This is a genomic window from uncultured Alteromonas sp. (assembly GCF_963976965.1).
Taxonomy (GTDB): Bacteria; Pseudomonadota; Gammaproteobacteria; order Enterobacterales; family Alteromonadaceae; genus Alteromonas; species Alteromonas naphthalenivorans.
Genome location: NZ_CAXBMP010000035.1, coordinates 19,593 through 36,768, shown reverse-complemented (window position 1 = coordinate 36,768; position 17,176 = coordinate 19,593). Strand labels below are relative to the sequence as shown.

Below are 17,176 nucleotides of genomic sequence, written 5' to 3'. Positions count from 1 at the left end.
ACTCTTTACCATGCTGCTCAAAAACCAATCACGAAAGATCAACACGCCTTAGGTTCACATGCTTATGGGCAAGTAAGAAAGCGGAAAAAGGATATACTTTGTAAATGCATGGCATTTAGGTAAAGTGCTCACTTGATGTCGTTTTAATTACTAAAAGATTGGTAAAGCAATATGTTACCCGAAAAACCTACCGGTAAACCCGTAGCCCGCCACTTGTTAATGAAGCTACTTGGTTCACGCCCCGGTATAAAAATGGATGCAGCCAGCGCGGTTAGAGTAGGCGCCTTGTTTGGCATTTCGGAAAATAACATACGCGTTACCCTTACTCGCTTACAGTCGGCTAAATTGCTCAAGGTGGTAGAGCGTGGTTATTATCAGTTAGGCAAAGAGGGCGAGCAATTTGCTGGCGAGATCAGCAGTTGGCATACGGCAGAATCTAGATTATGTGAATGGCGTGGTGATTGGCTTACCGTGCTAACCACCGCGTTAGCAAAAAGTGATCGTAAGGCCACACGGGCACAAGACAGGGCGCTTAAATTAATGGGTTTAAAAAAGCTCTCTGCAGACTTTTATGTTAGGCCTAACAACCTTAACGATACGGTGGGAACAACACGAGAGCGCTTGTACCGATTAGGGTTAGATAAAAGCGCTGTGGTGTTTAATGCATCTGACTTTGCTGACGCGACGGAAAAAAAGGCAGCAGGGTTATGGCAGACCAAAAACCTTGAAGCCAGTTACGAAGAAGGATTAATTGAACTCGCGCGGTCGCGCAAGCGTATAGAAGGCTTATCACTAGATGATGCAGCAAAGGAATATTATATCGTCGGCGATAATGCCCTAAAACGATTAGTGTTCGACCCACTGCTTCCAGCACCTTTGGTTAATGTCGACCTTCGCAGAGCATTTCGCGCAAAAGTAGAAGAGTACGATAAGGCTGGCGCTGAAGTCTGGTATGAATTTTTAAATATAAAGAAGTGAGGAAAGAGGTATGAGCACGGAGGTGCTTGCCTGATGCTATCTTTGTGGCACACTGTCATTTGAATTACCGATAAACGGTTGCATAGATACGCACAGATTTTCCAACTTAAATACGTGACATGGAATAAGTAGTATGACGTCAAACCGCCCCCTGTTTAAACACATTCGGAACCACACCGCGCTTTTCAGTGAATTGTCGCGTTATCGTAACATCGCGGTGCAGGGTCTAGGCCTTTCTCAGTACGAATTTCACAAGACCCCAAAGTTCGTTGCAGAAGATGGACGTCGGCTTACCATTGAGCCGGAGCGAAGTATTGTTTTGCCTAATGTAGAGCAACTTAAAGGCGTAAAGAGTAAGCTTGAAAAAGCCATACCTACACTCACAATGGTTGAGCACAGCGAGATTGGTTATCGCTATCCTACCGCCGCGCTGGCGGGGTTAGATGCCCCTTTTATCAAGCGAATGCGCTCTGAGTACTTTCATAAAGTTGATGAAGATCGCAGTATTTGCAGGCCGGTAAATTTATCTTACGGCATTAAAAGCCGTGGAAAAGCAGATAATCGCCAAGAGTATGAAGTGTGGATGCCTGACGAGGCACCAGAGCAAAACCCCTTGCCACTGTTAATCGATCTTTATGGCGAAGACCTACCTAACGATGTGCGCCATTTTGTAGAGCAACCTTCGAAAGTGCATGGTTGGATGGGCGTTAAGCGAGCAGCATTTGAAGCCTTATACCAAAACAAAGAAATATGTGGCGATTTGGTGATTTGTGTTGCCATGAGTGTAGACGCATACAATATTGGCGCGCGCCCTGACTTGTCGTTCTCGCCAGAAGCAGAAAGCAGTATTGCGGCTAGCAATGCAGAGCTAGAGTGGGAAATAGAAGGCTATTATGCGCCACGTGACTGGGAGTTTGACCACGATATGGTGTGGTCGGCAATTAATCACACCCTGGCAGCGATTAATGCGCCTTTAAATGATTTATACGGCAATACCATTTTGCCAGTGGTAGAAAGCAAAACAGAACGTATTTTGTCTACGCTTAAAAGCTTAGGTGTTCAACAGGACGAGATTGATGATATGAATCTACAACCGTGGGAGTTTATGCTTAATGAAAGTTCCCATAGGGTTAAATCTCACGATCCATCCAGACCTGTTAATCTTTTAGGTAGGCTAAATCGTTTGTTCTACCAAGAAGACCGCAAACTTCCTTCGTTAAACTGGATGCACGATTTAATCACCTAGTCGTGAAAGTATAAAACCAGTTGCAGCTATTAACTTAATTATTGATGCCTGCCGCACAAAGTCGGTGGGCATTTTTGTATCTAAAGCCTCATTGCCTTTCTGATCACGCATTATAAATACCTACCATCACTCTCGCACTATTTCGATTAGTACATGAAACAGTGTAAGCACGTCGATTACTTCAAATAGGTACCTTCAGGCTACAGGATATAGCCGTATCCAATATTAGATAACAATAATGTAGGTTACATATATTCGCATTTTGTAGCAACGATTGTTAAAAAGGTTAAATTCTGTAAAAAACTTACATAACTGATGTGAAAATACAGTTTTTTGTCAATTTATGTAATTTAATTACAAAATAAGCTTTCTTTTACGTGATTTTTGGTCATAATGTACTCGTTGCTTAAGAAAACTCTAATTTTGTTACACAATAGGAATTACATTATGAAACTGTCAACTTTCGCCATTGCTCTTATCTCTTCAGTAGCGTCTTTAAATGCTTTTGCTCAAGACGTTCGTTTAAACCCAGTTAATCAAAACATTGAAACGCAAGCTTGCTACACAGCCGCGACAGAAGGCTACAGAGCAGCAAAACGTTTAATTCGTGACAACGGATTAAATGTTGAGTCTTTCAGTGCATCATTGCTTTGTAACGATGTAAGCTTGAGAAAGTTTGCTGATTTATACAGCGATAAAACTACTAATGAAACTAAAGGCATTGCCCTTGTTGCTAAGAACGAAGATATCGCTTCTAAAGCTTGTTTAGATGCTGTTTCAATCGGTACAGAAAAAGCACTTGCTAAGCACGGCTTAGAAGGCGAAACCATTATTTGTAATCACAAAGAAATGTCAGCATTTGTTCGTTCTTATAACGCTGAAACAGTTGTTGTACGTCCATTCTCTGAATAGTATAGCCTCACTGATTTAACGTTTGTTTACAGTTTCATGGCCCACTCGGCAACTGGGTGGGCCAGTAACTTATTTTAATCACCACGCTTACTGGTGTTAGAAAATATCCCTCGAAAAAACTCCCAGCGAAAATCTTCACTTGAACGATAATCCCTCTTTGAAATATAAATCATCGAACCCATTTTCTTAACCTAAAAATAATAAATACGACTTACCCTTAACACCGCGCTATTCGTTTTGAAACCTGTACTTTTGTATCCAGTTACCTATACGTCTTCCCATCAAAATCTCCATTGAATATGCACATTGTGCACGCAAGCGCTGTGCTAGTTTATTGATTACTCACGTTCCTTACGTTTGTTTGCACTGGGCATAAGCGTAAGAATACAGCGACAACAAATATCAATAGAGAGAATCATTATGTCGAAAAGTCACTACGCAATACGTACATTGTTATGCGTAAGCATTCTATCAGTGTTAGCTGCTTGCGGCGGGGGCTCATCAACTGACGAAACTGTAGACAGCGACACCAGTGTTGATGCGGGCACCGGAACAGACACGGGTAACGACAGCGACTCGAGTACCACAACGTGCGACTCACCGATGACAGAGCTTTCAAGTGCCTATCTTGAATTTGTTGCGGCACCAAATGTCACTATTGTGTTGTCTGAAGATGGATGCACAGTGTCGCTCGAGTCGGCAGGTAAACCCGATCACACATCATCATATTGGGATTCAGGCAATGCCAGCGGCTTATATGTTGAGCCTGAAGATGAAACTCTATTCAATCAAAAGCGCTCACCGGGTGATATTGAAGATTACCTAAATGATTTTGATTTAACCGTCCCCGTATCGCCGGAACTAGCCGCCACATCATCGGCCACGCCGTTAGGTGCAATAGGTATTGCTTTGAGCGGCGCGCCCATTTTCAACGATTCCGAAGGTACGGGAGATGTATCGATAGGCGTGATACAAGGTTTTGATCGCAATGGTGCGCATACTGGCCCGCAAACTTACCATTACCATTTAGAGCCACAAGCTATCTCTTATGATGATGATTCGCTGGTAGGTATTATGGCAGATGGATTTTTCATATTTGGAAGACGTTGCTATTCAACCGTAGACTACCCCACCGATTTAGATGAATCGAACGGCCATACGTCAGTCACCCTTTATACAGGTGCTTCAGAGGAAGATGCTGAATATCACTACCACATATCAAATGAACAATACTTAAACGGCGAGTATTACCTAATTTTCCCGGGTAACTTCCAAGGTACGCCGAGTGACATTAACTAAATCAACAGGTTACAAAGTACTCCTGTTTTGTGCACTTTGGCTGGCAGCAACTTCTGGGTCGGTATCCTTTAGCGATAGAGCACAACTAGTGGTGTATGAAAATGCCATATCGCTGAATAAGCAAGGCGTTCGTATATATCAAAACGCCCCGTTTACAGGAAAAGTGGTGAGCTACCACTCAACAGGCGCCCTTGCTACAGAAGATGAGTTTGTAGCCGGTCGCCGCGCCGGGGTGGCAAGAAAGTGGTTTTCGAACGGTACCTTAGGTTACGAGGCCTATTATGCGTCTGGCGCCAGAGAGGGTAGTGTAAAAACCTGGTGGGTTAACGGAAACCTTCGGTCGGCATTTGTGTATGAAAACGGCAAGGTCGAAGGTGAAGGCTGGCGTTGGTACAGAAGTGGAGCCAAATTCAAGAAATTTAACTACCACGAAGGGCAACCGGTAGGCTTGCAGCAAGCGTGGCGAAAAAATGGCACCTTATACTCTAATTTTGAATACAAGAATGGGCGGATCTATGGGCTTAGAAAAGCAAACAACTGTGTGGGGCTTGAAGATGAGGTTATCTCTGTTGATTACTACCAAAATCAAGCCAGTCTTCGTTTCTAGTGCATTGCTGTTGCTATGCAGTACCAGTGCAATAACGGTAAATTCAGCCCATAGCGCGGACGAACTATCCTACCAATTACCTTATTACAACAGCAAAGAATTTACACCGCACTGGATTGAAAGCGGTAGTGAAGCGCTTGATGGTTTTCACAAAATACCGCCCTTTAGTTTCACCAATCAAGATGGGGAAGAAGTTAGCGAGAAAGACTTTGAGAATAAAATCTATGTGGCAGGCTTTTTCTTCAGCACGTGCCCGGGAATTTGCCCCATGATCCGGTCTAAGTTGGCCAAGGTGCAAGAGGCATTTATTGACGACGATAGCGTAAAAATTCTTCAGCATTCGATTAGGCCGAATACTGACACGGTCGATTTGCTTAAAGCTTATGCAGATAAAAACGGCATTTTAAGTAATAAATGGTATTTGGCAACCGGAGAGCGGGACGCTATTTATTCTCTGGCAAAAAGCGCGTACTTCGCCAGCGACGACTTGGGTAACTTGCAAAATACAGAAGATTTTTTGCATACCGAAAGCCTATTATTAATAGATCAGAATCGTCATATTCGCGGCATATACAACGGGCTCAATAGTGCTTCTGTCGATTATTTGATAGCGGATATTAAAGCGCTGAACGCTCAGTGATAGTTTAGCTTAACAACTGCATATACGCCTGAGCATTTAATTTAGCGCGTTTATCGTGACTAGAGAGCATCAAATAAACGCGCTGTTGTAACTAACGGCTACTCCGCTGATGAAATAAGATGCAGTACTTTTTGTCTTCCGTCGAGATACTCTACTTTTTCACCATCAAAAAACGCATCTTCTTCTAACATAATGCGTATGTCTTTATCCCATTCTGGAATATAGGTGGCGGCATTTAGCTCTATAGAGTAAACCGTGTTTGGATACACAGGGTAGTCGCCCTGAACGGGAACCCCTTCTTGTGCATCCCACATACCAATGGTGGGGCCTGCTGCATGACCATGAAATCCCAGTGGGTGAGTATAAATAGCAGGGGTTAGCCCTTCTTCTATGGCTTGCTCTCGAGACATTTTCAAAATCTCATTGCCGGTGCGTCCAACCTTAAAATTGTTGGTAAGAATATCTTGCAATCGGTTTCCTGCTGCAAAAGCTTCAATTATGCTTTTAGGGGGCGCGGTTTCATCGGGTTTTAACACGTATGCATGCTGTTGTTGGTCGGTGTTTAAACGCAGGTAAGTAATACCAAAATCAACATGGATAAGGTCTCCTGGCTGTATAATATTTTCACCAGCGCGCTTACTAAACGCTTTTATTTGATCAAATTTTTCATTGTCTGCACGTTGAATAGACACTGAAGGATGAAACCAGTTTTCTAACCCTAATGCCTTGCTTTGGTCACGCAACCACCATATGACATCGTCGGTAGTAGTGATTCCAGGAGTAACAACTTCATTTGAAAAATCCGTTGCTATAAGTTGGTGGCCAATTTGAGTCAGGGAAGGGTAGTGTTGCATTTCAAGCTTACTACGAGTTTCTAGCCAAGCAATGGCCAGTTTTTCACCCGATACCACACGGTCTTTAAATTTAGGAGAAAGGGCGGCTATGAACTTGCTGTTTTCGGTGCTACTCATACCGTCAGCAAGTGCAAATGCATCTGACACATTCACTGCAATTCGTTTGGGGTCGCGCGCTTCAATAACATCAGCAAGTGCTTCCCACTGATTAGGCTGAGCTTCTTTGTCCCATGCTTTTTCGAATAAATCAGCCACGGCATACCGAGCTACCGCTAAACGTTCTAGAGGCTTTCCTTCGCCAGGGTTAAAAATGACCAACATGGTATGCCTGCGGGCCGATAGCCACGTTGATGGCAGCATGGTTTTGATGACGGGGTCTTCGTTGTATTCCCGCGACATGATTACCCACATATCAATATTAGTACGCTGCATAAGACTGGGTAAAACCTGCTCGAATCGTTGTGCTAGTATTTCATCGACCAACTCGCTCCTAGCTTGCATATCCATGACATCCTTGGCCATAGATTGCAAACTCACTAGCAGTAACACAAGCGTACAAACTGCTCTCATTCTCTTTCCTTATTAGTTTGAATTATAAGCATGTAATCATTAAAACTAGCACAAGCTGTTTGGCTTAAGCAATGGTGGCTACAATTAAATAAGGGAGCAACTGGTGTGGATTATTATTGAAAATATGGCGAAGATTTAACCACTGCATAGCCTGTATTTATAGTCACTATAAGGCTACGAAGATTGGTAACACTACTCATATTGATACGGATCAATACTTAAAACCGAAATCCCTAGTCTACTTAACGCTAGCACGTTTGGCATGTTGTAGAATTTTTTGAATTCAATGTCGGCAATTTTCCTTCAGTAGATAAATTAAATTGTGATTGCAGTTTAATCATCATCGATTTAGGTATTACCCTAGCCGGAGACAGTTATGAATGCAGAGATTGATTTACAGCAAATAATAGAAAATACCATGGTGTTAGTGCTGGCAGGTGGGCAGGGCTCACGGTTAAAAGCACTTACTGAAACCCGGGCTAAACCGGTACTAGAGTTTGGCAGTCATTGTCGAATCATCGATTTTCCCCTTTCAAACTGTGTTAATTCAGGCCTAAATCAAATTGCGGTACTCACCCAATATAAGTCTCAGTGTTTAATTCGGCATTTGATGCAACATTGGGGCACATTGAATAACAGTTTTGGGGGGCGATTAGATATTCTTCCTGCATCCCAGCAACAGTCTGAAAGCTGGTACCAAGGTACTGCAGATGCGTGTTTTCAGAATATTGACTATATCAAATCCAGAGCACCTAAATATGTGATGATCTTATCGGGGGATCACGTATATCAAATGGATTATCGAAAACTGCTGGCTGAACATGTGAAAAACGGCGCCGAAATGACAGTATCTTGCATAGAAGTGCCTACTAAGAATGCGGCAAATCAGCTGGGCGTATTAAGTGCTGATAGCAAAGGTCGGGTAACCGCTTTCGATGAAAAGCCATGTAAACCACACCCATTATTAGATGCGCCAGAGTATTGTTTAGCTTCAATGGGCAATTATGTAGTGAATGCTGAAGTGCTTTATCGGCTACTTAAAGCAGATGCCAAAGCGTTGGAATCTGATCACGACTTCGGTAAAAACGTAATTCCAAATATTATTGAGCAGCACAAAGTGTTTGCGCATCGATTCAGAGGCGCCGATGGTTGCCAAATTCCCTATTGGCGAGATGTAGGCACCATTGATAGTTACTGGCGGGCTCATATGGATTTGCTGAACAACAGCGATATGTTGAATTTAGCTGACCCGTCTTGGCCTATCTGGGGAAGTGCTTTATCTAGCGCGCCAACCCAAATACGGGGCGGGACTCAAAAAGGCCAGTGCGACCTCAATCAGATTTTGATTGGCACCGGTTGCCAATTAACTAATTGCCGTATCCATCACACTGTTTTGTCATCCAATTGCGCAATCGGTGATGGCGCTTCACTTCAAGGGTGTGTATTGCTGCCTGATGTGACTATCGAGGCCGGCGCTAAATTAAAAAACGTTATCGTAGATAAAGGTGTGACGGTGCCCGCTAATTTAGCCATTGACGATATTAATATTGCTAAGCACTTCGGATTTTCAGTTAGCGAGAAGGGGGTTGTTTTAATTACCCAACAAGTAATAGATAGTTTTGCCGATGTGGAAATATATTTTGACGTACCGCAAAAGTCGACGAGTGTAAGTCCAATTAGACCAATGCATTCAGAGCTATCAACTCGAAACATCGTTCGTACTCATGTACCCAGCGCACTGAACGAGCGTTAAGAACGCAAAGGCAACGCCTGTGCGTTGCCTTTGATCTGGCTATTTAATTAGCTTCACTGCGCTGGTTGGCGCATTAGCCGCGTATAGAACTTAACGGCATCTTCCATATTTTTAATATCAATTCTCTCGTTAGTGCCGTGAAACCCTGACAAATAAGCAGGTGTCAGATTAATCGGATTAAAGCGATAAGCATCAGTTATTTTTGAGTAAAACTGGCTATCTGTCGCGGCAATAGTTAACCCAGGTGTGACGATAATATCGCCCTGAACATCCCGTGTTACTGCGGCAATATTTTTAAACCCCTGACTGTCACTATTGGCCACGTTTGACGGCTTAAATGCTTGCGATGTTTTAATGGTGATTCGAGGATCGTTGATGGCAGCTTCTACCCAACTGGTAACACTTTCAATAGTGTCTCTAGGATGAATACGAAAATTGATAGTGGCTGTCGCGGTAGCCGGCAATACATTCGCTTTAACACTACCCGAGAGCATGGTAGGGGCTGTGGTGGTGCGCAACATCGCATTGCCCGCAGGCGACTGAGATACTGATGTCTCAATCAATGGCTTGAACAGCCATTGATTGGCAAAGAGCATACGCTTGAAGAAATCCATGTGCTTAGCGATATTGGTGTACATAGTTTCGCCAAGGCCTTCTAACCCGCCAGGTACCGGTGAGTTTTTAACGTTGACGATGGCTTCAGCTAAAATGCTTACAGCCGTATCTTGAGGTGGCATTGAGCTATGTCCACCTTCACCTTTTGCGATAAGCTCAAGCGTAAGAAAACCTTTCTCAGCCACATTAATACTGGCGACACGCTTGTCTGACCCAGGTACTAAGCCATCAAGAATAAATGAGCCCTCATCAAGCGACCACGCTAGTTTGATGTTTTGCTCAACAACATATTCTGAAACTGCTTTTGCGCCATATTGGCTGCCAATCTCTTCATCGTGAGTAAAAGCAATATAGATGTCTTGCTCTGGGGTATAAGCCGCTTCTAGCAGCAAGGTAACAGATTCCATTAGAGCTATCACTGCGCTTTTATCATCGAGCGCCCCACGGCCCCAAATAATACCGTCTTGAATTACACCACCAAATGGCGGGTGCTGCCATTGAGATTCAGTACCTGGATTAATCGGAACCACATCATAATGAGCTGAATACAATACGCTAGGTTTGGAAGGTGCTTTACCGCGCCATTTAAAAAGTAGGGTGTAGTCGTTCAGCAAAGTAAGGGTTAAGCTTTCGTGCACTTCAGGATAAGTACTGGCCAACCATGCGATAAATTTTTGAAATTCAGCACGGTCGCGGTCTTCAGCATGTTCATAAGAGATAGTTTGAATTTGAATAGCCTGTGAAAGGTGCTCTGCTATCACGCTGCCATCTGGCGATATCATAGTGGTGTCGGGGGAAGGCTGGTAGGTTTCTGGAGTGAAAGTTACAGTGCGCACTAACACAACTACAACCAAAGCTAAAAGCACTATGCTAAGCCCCAGTAATCCTTTTTTTATTATTGTCATAGGGAGTCCCTTAAGATGCCAGTTTCATTGTCTGTACATGCAAATATTGCAGTTGTCGCAACGTTGTCATTTAGTGTATCTGCAATAGTAGGTTTGAGTATATTGAAAATAGTGAGTACATCAGAAAATAAATAAAACGCAGACAAAAAAATAGGCGCTTTAAGCGCCTATTTTTATTCTTTAACCATAAACAATGTGGCAGTTAATGACTAATCAATTAACGGCTCATCGTCGTCTTCTTCTTCCTGCTTCTCGTATTTCTCTTCTTCTACTGGAATAACTTCCTCAGAAGAATAGTAAACACTGACAGGCGCTGAATAGTTTGGCACGTCGTCATAGGCAAACACAGAATAATACTTTTCAACATTCGGGTTACCAAAGTTGTCATAGGTATATTCATCAGAACCTGCGTAAAGCTTCACACCATCAAGCGGGGAGCGCGGCGAGTGGAAGCGATTTCTTACCACAAACGCACCCACTAAATCGGCATGCTTCGGATTGCTCCAACTTAGCTTAACCTGACGATTTTCTAAGGTTACGCTTAAGTTCGCTGGTGCCGGTAAAGGCTCTTTGCGACGCTCAATGTACTTAATCACCAACTTACACACATTGTTACTGTGTAAGTCGTGCCAATTTACTAGCATGTTCTTTTCAGCACTTGATGACGTTGAGCGAACCACGAAATGGAAAGGCGCATGCTTCGCATGCATATCTTCGAGCGCTTCACGGCAATAACTATCAAAAATAAAGTTATGAGAGTTTTTGTCTTTAAGCTGAGCATTACTCACCTCGTAGCCAATAAACTCTTTTTTCTCTCTATTTTTAACGCTTTCATAATCAAGATCTTCAAGACCAGCCAATTCAATGGTGAAACGAATATCTTGCGATGTAGGCAAGGCATTGTCGTTACTCATCGTTAAATAAGCTTCCGTGATCACGGTTTTCTTAGGATCAGGCAGATTTTCGGTTAAGAAGGTCATTTGCCCATACACCACATCGCCATTTGCATCGAAACCAGACTGCAGTTCGTTTTTCTTAACCTCGGCTTTTGATACCGTGCTAAGAGATGATGGCGTTAGCTCTACTTGTTTGCTTGGAAGGGTATAAATAACTTCCAAGTTAGGGCGGTAATGGATACCTGAACCAAACTTTCCGTACCCAATATCAAACTGCATCATTTGCGAGTCTGCACCAAGAGGCAGTTTTCTTGGACCTTCAACGCGAAGCAACAAGGTACCGTTCTTAATAGATTTGCGAATAATGCGACGCTCGGCCACATTTAAATCCCAATGAGACCAAATACCTTGAGTTAGCTTATCTGAGCGAATTTCATCACCAAGCGTTTGAATAGGCTTCGCTTGATGAATTTGGTTGAAATCGGTGATGTCAGATATTTCTGATGGGTCAAGAATTGATACTGTCCATTCACCAAAATTTTCTACTTTGGCGTTAACACGGTTCATCGGATACAAGGAGAAACTCGCATTCTTAATACGGGCTTCTTCCGGTAAGTTTTCCATATTAAACGCAATCACACCGTAACAAATACCACGGCGTTTATTCACACCTACAAACAACGAGTTGTAGCCGAAATGGTCGCGGTTTTTCTCGAGGGTATATTGGCCTACATAACCAATACCACGCTTCGATGGGAACAAACCTCTGAAATATTCATCTTCAGATAACTGCGTTTTCAGCTTAATTTCTGGGCTGAAAGGTGACTTTGTATCAGTAACTTTATTAACCGCACGTATATTGTAGAAATATTTCTGACCACTTTTAAGCTGCACATCAGTGAACGTGTGTTTGCCAATAATCGCAATAAGATTATCTTCGCGACAAGGGCTTTTCACTGTTTCTGAACGATACAGTTCAAAATAGATATCATCAGACTCTGGGTAATCCCAGCATAGGGTCGCTTCGTAAACGCCCACTGATTCAATTGTGAAGTTATCGACCCGAGCAGGTGCTTCATCAGAGTAGTTTTTCGCTTCTGAAAGTGCATAAAGTACCGCAGGCACATTTTCATCTACACTTTGCGACATATTCGCCATGTAATCAGGAATGTTGCGCGTGCCCACTTCTACCACGGCAGAGATAATACCTAACGAGTAATAATACTCACGGCCACTACCGTTAATCAGGTTTGTAGGTGGCTTGCCACGGTGAATACCGTACTGGCGACCCGTAACCTTATGGATTTCACGGTTCATATTGGCGCACAACACGTTTAAATCGGTGCCTTCAATTTCAGACTCGTGATTAAACTTATGGGCAGGGAAAAACACGTTACCTTGCGAATGATAATCTAGCGCAATGGTAATGTTTTTATGATCCAGTACGAAATCACGAATAGCCGCAGTTTCTGGTTCTGAGAACGCTGCTGGGCCAGAGTAGGTGTTTACCGTGGTATCGGCAGAGCGCTTAAAGCGAACACCAAAGTTACGGTTTAAATCTACACCAAAGGTGCCATCGCCATTGTCACGTCTATTCTTGCGCCAAAAAGAGAAGTGGGTACGAGAATACTCAAACCCATCTGGGTTTAAACAAGGCACCATATATAGCGTATTGCGGCTTAATGCCTGTTGTATAGATGGGTTGTGGTCAATATTGGTTAGCACATTATCAATAAACTTAATGGCTAACTCATTTCCAATCCACTCACGAGCGTGGATGGTTCCTGTAAAAAGCAGAGCGGGTTTACTGTCCGCAGTTTCAATGTTAGCAGAAAGGGTAGCCATCATAATTGGCCTACCTTCCCACGTCGTTCCGATGCTATGCACGCGAATAAGCTCAGGGTACTTTTCCTGAGCTTGTTCTAAAAACGCCATTGTTTCTTGATACGAGGTATATTGTTTTTTCATTATTTCTTCTTTACTAAGAGAAATCAGTGGTTACCAGCGTAGTCTTGAAATTATCCCAATGCGCGATAATTGCATCGACTTTCTTTTGCTGAATGTTTTTAACCGTCAGAAACACGCTTGGATCAGCGTAAATCGCTTTTGACGTGCCCTCTTCACCCAGAGTACTGATTATCACCTCTGTAAGTTTAGGGCCTATACCTTTTACGCCAGCAAAAAAATTTTCTAACTCTGACGTAGTTAAAATGAGTTCGCCCGCATCTACTTCGGCGTCGACTTCAAACTCATCGTTGCTATCATTTAATACACGTTCTAGTCCATCACCGATGACGTCTTCTAGGCCATCATCTTCACTCACATCTTGGTTTTCTAAATGCAAGTCGGTTACTATTTTGGCCTTACTTTTGGGCGTGTAATTATCTTGAAAATTCCACGACTCACTTGGCCATTCTTCATCTAGCTGCAATTCAACAGGTAATAATGGGTAAAGCTCAGGGTTAGTCACTGCCACTGAGTCTGCGCTATCACAACTTGGGGTATATTCACCAAAGGTAATATTTCGCATTGTGCGTAATAACGGCGTGCGAATCTTACCCAGTTCCTCCCAGTTATACAAAGGAATATGCGGCTTCTTAAAGCGCTCTGAGCATAAGGTCCACATAATGTACTGGCCAATCCAATCGCGAATATACGGGAAGGCAGCGAACGCGGTAGCACATTCTAAAATACGGAACTTACCATCAACACCTAATGCAATATCAGACGCCCAATATTCAGCTTTAGCAGCCTTCGACGCATTCACTGCTATTTGTAATGCTTCTTGGGGCACATCAGAGTAATCCATCGAACCACCCTGGCTGGTGTTGGTTAGCCATTCACCTTCTGGCGGACGACGCCAAAACGCACAAACTGGCTTGTGGCCAATCAACATCACGCGAATATCGGCCATCATCGGAACAAATTCTTGCACATAAACCGGGTGGTATTTCTTTTTCTTAAGCAGTTCGGCTGCTTCTTTAAAGCTATCTACTTTATGTACGAAGTAGCCGCCATAGTTAGATGGGCCATAAGATTTTTTAATAATTTTTGGATAACTGGTTTTACGTAAAAACGCCATAGCTTCGTCTTTTTCGTAAAAAATATCAGTTTTCGGAATAGGCAAGTCGTGCTTTTCGCAAAAATGGGTCACATTTTCTTTCGACTTGTTGGCAAACTGCGTATCCATTGAAGGCAAAAAGCGCACGTCTGGCAGTTCGCGAGCAATTTCACGGAACGTCTCATAAGCCGTAGCAGGAATATTACCAATAAGAATATCGATATTTTTGCTTTTCACTTCACGAACAAAGCGGGCTTTGTCGTTGCCCCAGTGGTAACACACAGTTTCAATTTTATCTGGCCAGCTTTTAAAGTTAGACTTGTCGAAAAAGCGCAGTACATGGTCTAGGTAGAGAAGGCCAATAGTAGGTAGTTTAGTCGTAGACATTTTACTTTCTCGTTTAAAGTTGAGAGGTTAGCGCAGCTTGCAAACTTGCGCGCTTTTCAATTGCTTTTCGCTCAATCAAGTTAACGATCCGCTCGATTTTTCCATCATTAAACGTCAAGCCTGCAGCTTCTTGCTCAGGCGTGGCGAATGCAGGAATACCGTTTACTTCTAGTACTACATATTCTTCATGTTCTTGGTCATAAATTACATCAACTCCAGCGATATCTAGGCCGGTAACTTTTGCTGCTTTAATGGCTAGGGCAACTAATTCATCATTGGGTTCACGGCGAATAACAGAGCCGCCGCTGGTGACATTGGTTTTCCAGTCGTCTTTAGGTGCTTTGCGTCCATAACAGCCTACAAATTCACCATCTACAATGTCGATGCGATAATCTGTCATGTCGTAATTGATAAAACGTTCGACATAGAAGTGGGGAATATTGGTTTGATCCAAAAAAGGGATAAGCATATCTAAAGAACGCTCATCTTCCACTTTTACTATGCCCATTCCACCCCAGCCGTCGGTAGGCTTGTAAACCAAGCGTCCGCCCCATTCGCGGATGGTATTTTTAAGCATGGGTTTGTCTTTGGTATTACATAGTCGGTAATCAGGTGTACGAATACCTGCTCGAGATAAGCGATGCGAAGTGCGAAGTTTATCTTCAGATAACGAAAAAGACTCAAAACTGTTAAGGCACGGAATTGATTCGTTCAATACTTGATAAAGAAAAACTTGATAAGGTGTTTGTTGACCTGCATTGTATGAAAAGAACGCATCTAATTCTTCCATATTCACGTTATGACACGTAATGGTTCCGTTGTGTGCGTTTGCATGGCCTAAATTAAGATCGGTAATTGCTTCGATATCGCGATCTCGTAATTGGTTGACGATTTTAGCCTGTATGGCAGTACCGCCGCTGTTGCTGTACATCCACATCCCGACTGTATACTTTGGCACGACTTTTAACCCTGTTTTTATGAATCGATGAATTGACATTCAGTTCGATTTAAGTGAGAAGATTTCTCAAAATAAAATTCTGCACCAAAATGGGTGGTAAATATCTATTTTAGATGAGAAATATGACATATATTAGACTTCAGGGTACGTCTTGGTACGAGGAGTCCCTCCCAAAAGCGGCGCTATTAAACGGCTAAATTGCGAACTATTCAAGTTTAATTTTTGCTCAACTGGAATTAATTTCAATATTTGTAACTTTAACGTTTAAAGCATGTGTTATTACTGTGAATAGCTCAATTAAAACAAGGGCTTTAGCGTAGTTTGGTTTTAATCAATACTTGGAATAAATATCATGAATAGTAGTCTGGACTTTACCGAACTTGCCTCAATTATATCGCTCAACTCTTACACTAAAAATAAAGCGGGTGTAGATCACAATGCTGACATCTTTAATGCGTGGATGGAGCAACTTGGATTCTCTGTAGAAACGCATCGACGTGAAGCAATAGGTAACCATGTTCACTACCTGTCTAAAAAGAGTGAAGGTGCAAAATTACTGCTACTTGGCCACCTAGATACCGTTTTTCCGCCAGACACTTTTACCGAATTCCGTGAAGATAAAGAATGGATTTACGGCCCTGGCGTATGTGATATGAAAGGCGGCAATTACATCGCTCTTGCCGCACTTCGAAATGTATTTGCCGAACAAGGCCACATCGCGAACATTGATATGCTATTGGTAAGCGATGAAGAAAGTGGCAGTGACGACAGTAAGCTGCTTACCAGTGAATTAGCCAAAGCCTACGATGCCTGTATGGTTTTTGAAGCGGCGGGCCCCGATCATGATGTGGTTATCTCTCGCAAGGGTATTGCGACTTTTCAAATCGAATTCGAAGGTAAAGGCGCTCACGCGGGTAATCATTATACCGACGGTATTAATGCGAACTTGGCTGCGGCTCATATGTTAATTGCATTGACTAATCTAACCGACCTAGAAAAAGGCACCACGGTTAACGCCGGTAAAATGAAAGGTGGATTAGGCGCAAACACTATTTCGCCTAGTGCTAGCTTAACGGTAGAAGCGCGGTTTACTCAATCAGAAGAGCGAGACAGAGTATTAGCCGCGTTTGAAGAAGTAACCCAAAACCCTGCTGTCGAAGGGGTAAAAGTAGCGGTAACTGGTGGATTGCAGCGTGATGTCATGCAGCCTACAGAAGCACAGGCACAGTTTATCGCCGAGCTAGAAAACGTGTTAGGTGCCCCCCTTAAGCTGGAAAAACGTGGTGGGGTGAGTGATGCGAATGTGGTATCGGCTGCCGGTGTGCCAACCCTTGATGGTTTTGGCCCATACGGAGATGGCGATCATACCATTCATGAACGTGCAAGCAAGGCTAGCTTTGAACGGCGTATAGGCGAGGTAAGTAAAATTTTAGCGCACTTTAATGGTTGCTAAGTAATTAATAATTAGGCAAAACGATGCAAGGTCAGAGTTGGT

At 43.1% G+C, this 17,176-nt stretch carries 13 protein-coding genes; 8 read left to right on the top strand and 5 right to left on the bottom strand.

The features are described from left to right. Positions 1-171: 171 nt before the first annotated feature. The 6 genes from AAC006_RS18950 to AAC006_RS18925 all read left to right on the top strand — a co-directional run bounded on the left by AAC006_RS18950 (position 172) and on the right by AAC006_RS18925 (position 5,682). Positions 172-978, top strand: a complete 807-nt coding sequence (locus tag AAC006_RS18950; protein WP_126871601.1) for a PaaX family transcriptional regulator — start codon at positions 172-174, stop codon at positions 976-978. Between the two features lie 133 nt (positions 979-1,111). After that, on the top strand, positions 1,112-2,224 hold the full coding sequence (locus AAC006_RS18945; protein WP_126871602.1) for a hypothetical protein: 1,113 nt from the start codon (positions 1,112-1,114) through the stop codon (positions 2,222-2,224). A 447-nt stretch (positions 2,225-2,671) separates the two neighbouring features. After that, on the top strand, positions 2,672-3,136 hold the full coding sequence (locus tag AAC006_RS18940) for a hypothetical protein (protein WP_057790348.1): 465 nt from the start codon (positions 2,672-2,674) through the stop codon (positions 3,134-3,136). A 420-nt stretch (positions 3,137-3,556) separates the two neighbouring features. After that, a complete protein-coding gene (locus AAC006_RS18935; protein WP_062087793.1) occupies positions 3,557-4,435 on the top strand; it encodes a YHYH protein in 879 nt (292 codons plus the stop codon). Further along, positions 4,422-5,042: a toxin-antitoxin system YwqK family antitoxin gene (locus tag AAC006_RS18930; RefSeq protein ID WP_126871603.1), complete on the top strand. Its 621-nt coding sequence runs from the start codon at positions 4,422-4,424 to the stop codon at positions 5,040-5,042. Before AAC006_RS18935 ends, AAC006_RS18930 begins: the two co-directional genes overlap by 14 nt. After that, positions 4,990-5,682, top strand: a complete 693-nt coding sequence (locus AAC006_RS18925) for an SCO family protein (RefSeq protein ID WP_126871604.1) — start codon at positions 4,990-4,992, stop codon at positions 5,680-5,682. The genes AAC006_RS18930 and AAC006_RS18925 overlap by 53 nt, the downstream gene beginning before the upstream one ends. Positions 5,683-5,780: 98 nt before the next feature. Here AAC006_RS18925 and AAC006_RS18920 read toward each other — a convergent pair whose 3' ends face one another. After that, positions 5,781-7,106 carry a M24 family metallopeptidase gene (locus AAC006_RS18920; protein WP_126871605.1) on the bottom strand — a complete coding sequence of 442 codons (1,326 nt, stop codon included), beginning with the start codon at positions 7,104-7,106 and terminating at the stop codon, positions 5,781-5,783. A 376-nt stretch (positions 7,107-7,482) separates the two neighbouring features. Here AAC006_RS18920 and glgC point away from each other — a divergent pair, with 376 nt between their 5' ends. Next, positions 7,483-8,859, top strand: coding sequence for a glucose-1-phosphate adenylyltransferase (glgC, locus tag AAC006_RS18915; RefSeq protein ID WP_126871606.1), 1,377 nt, complete (start codon positions 7,483-7,485; stop codon positions 8,857-8,859). A gap of 53 nt (positions 8,860-8,912) precedes the next feature. Here glgC and AAC006_RS18910 read toward each other — a convergent pair whose 3' ends face one another. The 4 genes from AAC006_RS18910 to AAC006_RS18895 form a co-directional block, all read right to left on the bottom strand. After that, on the bottom strand, positions 8,913-10,379 hold the full coding sequence (locus AAC006_RS18910; protein ID WP_126871607.1) for a M20 family peptidase: 1,467 nt from the start codon (positions 10,377-10,379) through the stop codon (positions 8,913-8,915). 209 nt (positions 10,380-10,588) lie between these two features. Then, entirely contained in the window at positions 10,589-13,243 is a 2,655-nt protein-coding gene (locus AAC006_RS18905; RefSeq protein WP_129739698.1) for a M14 family metallopeptidase, read from the bottom strand. Between the two features lie 13 nt (positions 13,244-13,256). Continuing rightward, entirely contained in the window at positions 13,257-14,723 is a 1,467-nt protein-coding gene (locus AAC006_RS18900; RefSeq protein WP_339892256.1) for a hypothetical protein, read from the bottom strand. Positions 14,724-14,736: 13 nt separating this feature from the next. Further along, complete coding sequence (locus AAC006_RS18895) at positions 14,737-15,681, bottom strand: ATP-grasp domain-containing protein (protein ID WP_126871610.1); 945 nt, start codon at positions 15,679-15,681, stop codon at positions 14,737-14,739. A gap of 352 nt (positions 15,682-16,033) precedes the next feature. Between AAC006_RS18895 and AAC006_RS18890 the strand changes: the two genes are divergently transcribed. Beyond that, positions 16,034-17,134, top strand: a complete 1,101-nt coding sequence (locus AAC006_RS18890; protein WP_126871611.1) for a M20 family metallopeptidase — start codon at positions 16,034-16,036, stop codon at positions 17,132-17,134. The last annotated feature ends 42 nt before the right edge of the window (positions 17,135-17,176 follow it).

What these genes read in the sequence shown, in the direction of transcription:
- AAC006_RS18950 (WP_126871601.1), top strand. Translation starts at nt 172, where the DNA reads ATGTTACCCGAAAAACCTACCGGTAAACCCGTAGCCCGCCACTTGTTA.
- AAC006_RS18945 (WP_126871602.1), top strand. Translation starts at nt 1,112, where the DNA reads ATGACGTCAAACCGCCCCCTGTTTAAACACATTCGGAACCACACCGCG.
- AAC006_RS18940 (WP_057790348.1), top strand. Translation starts at nt 2,672, where the DNA reads ATGAAACTGTCAACTTTCGCCATTGCTCTTATCTCTTCAGTAGCGTCT.
- AAC006_RS18935 (WP_062087793.1), top strand. Translation starts at nt 3,557, where the DNA reads ATGTCGAAAAGTCACTACGCAATACGTACATTGTTATGCGTAAGCATT.
- AAC006_RS18925 (WP_126871604.1), top strand. Translation starts at nt 4,990, where the DNA reads ATGAGGTTATCTCTGTTGATTACTACCAAAATCAAGCCAGTCTTCGTT.
- AAC006_RS18920 (WP_126871605.1), bottom strand. Translation starts at nt 7,106, where the DNA reads ATGAGAGCAGTTTGTACGCTTGTGTTACTGCTAGTGAGTTTGCAATCT.
- glgC (WP_126871606.1), top strand. Translation starts at nt 7,483, where the DNA reads ATGAATGCAGAGATTGATTTACAGCAAATAATAGAAAATACCATGGTG.
- AAC006_RS18910 (WP_126871607.1), bottom strand. Translation starts at nt 10,379, where the DNA reads ATGACAATAATAAAAAAAGGATTACTGGGGCTTAGCATAGTGCTTTTA.
- AAC006_RS18905 (WP_129739698.1), bottom strand. Translation starts at nt 13,243, where the DNA reads ATGAAAAAACAATATACCTCGTATCAAGAAACAATGGCGTTTTTAGAA.
- AAC006_RS18900 (WP_339892256.1), bottom strand. Translation starts at nt 14,723, where the DNA reads ATGTCTACGACTAAACTACCTACTATTGGCCTTCTCTACCTAGACCAT.
- AAC006_RS18890 (WP_126871611.1), top strand. Translation starts at nt 16,034, where the DNA reads ATGAATAGTAGTCTGGACTTTACCGAACTTGCCTCAATTATATCGCTC.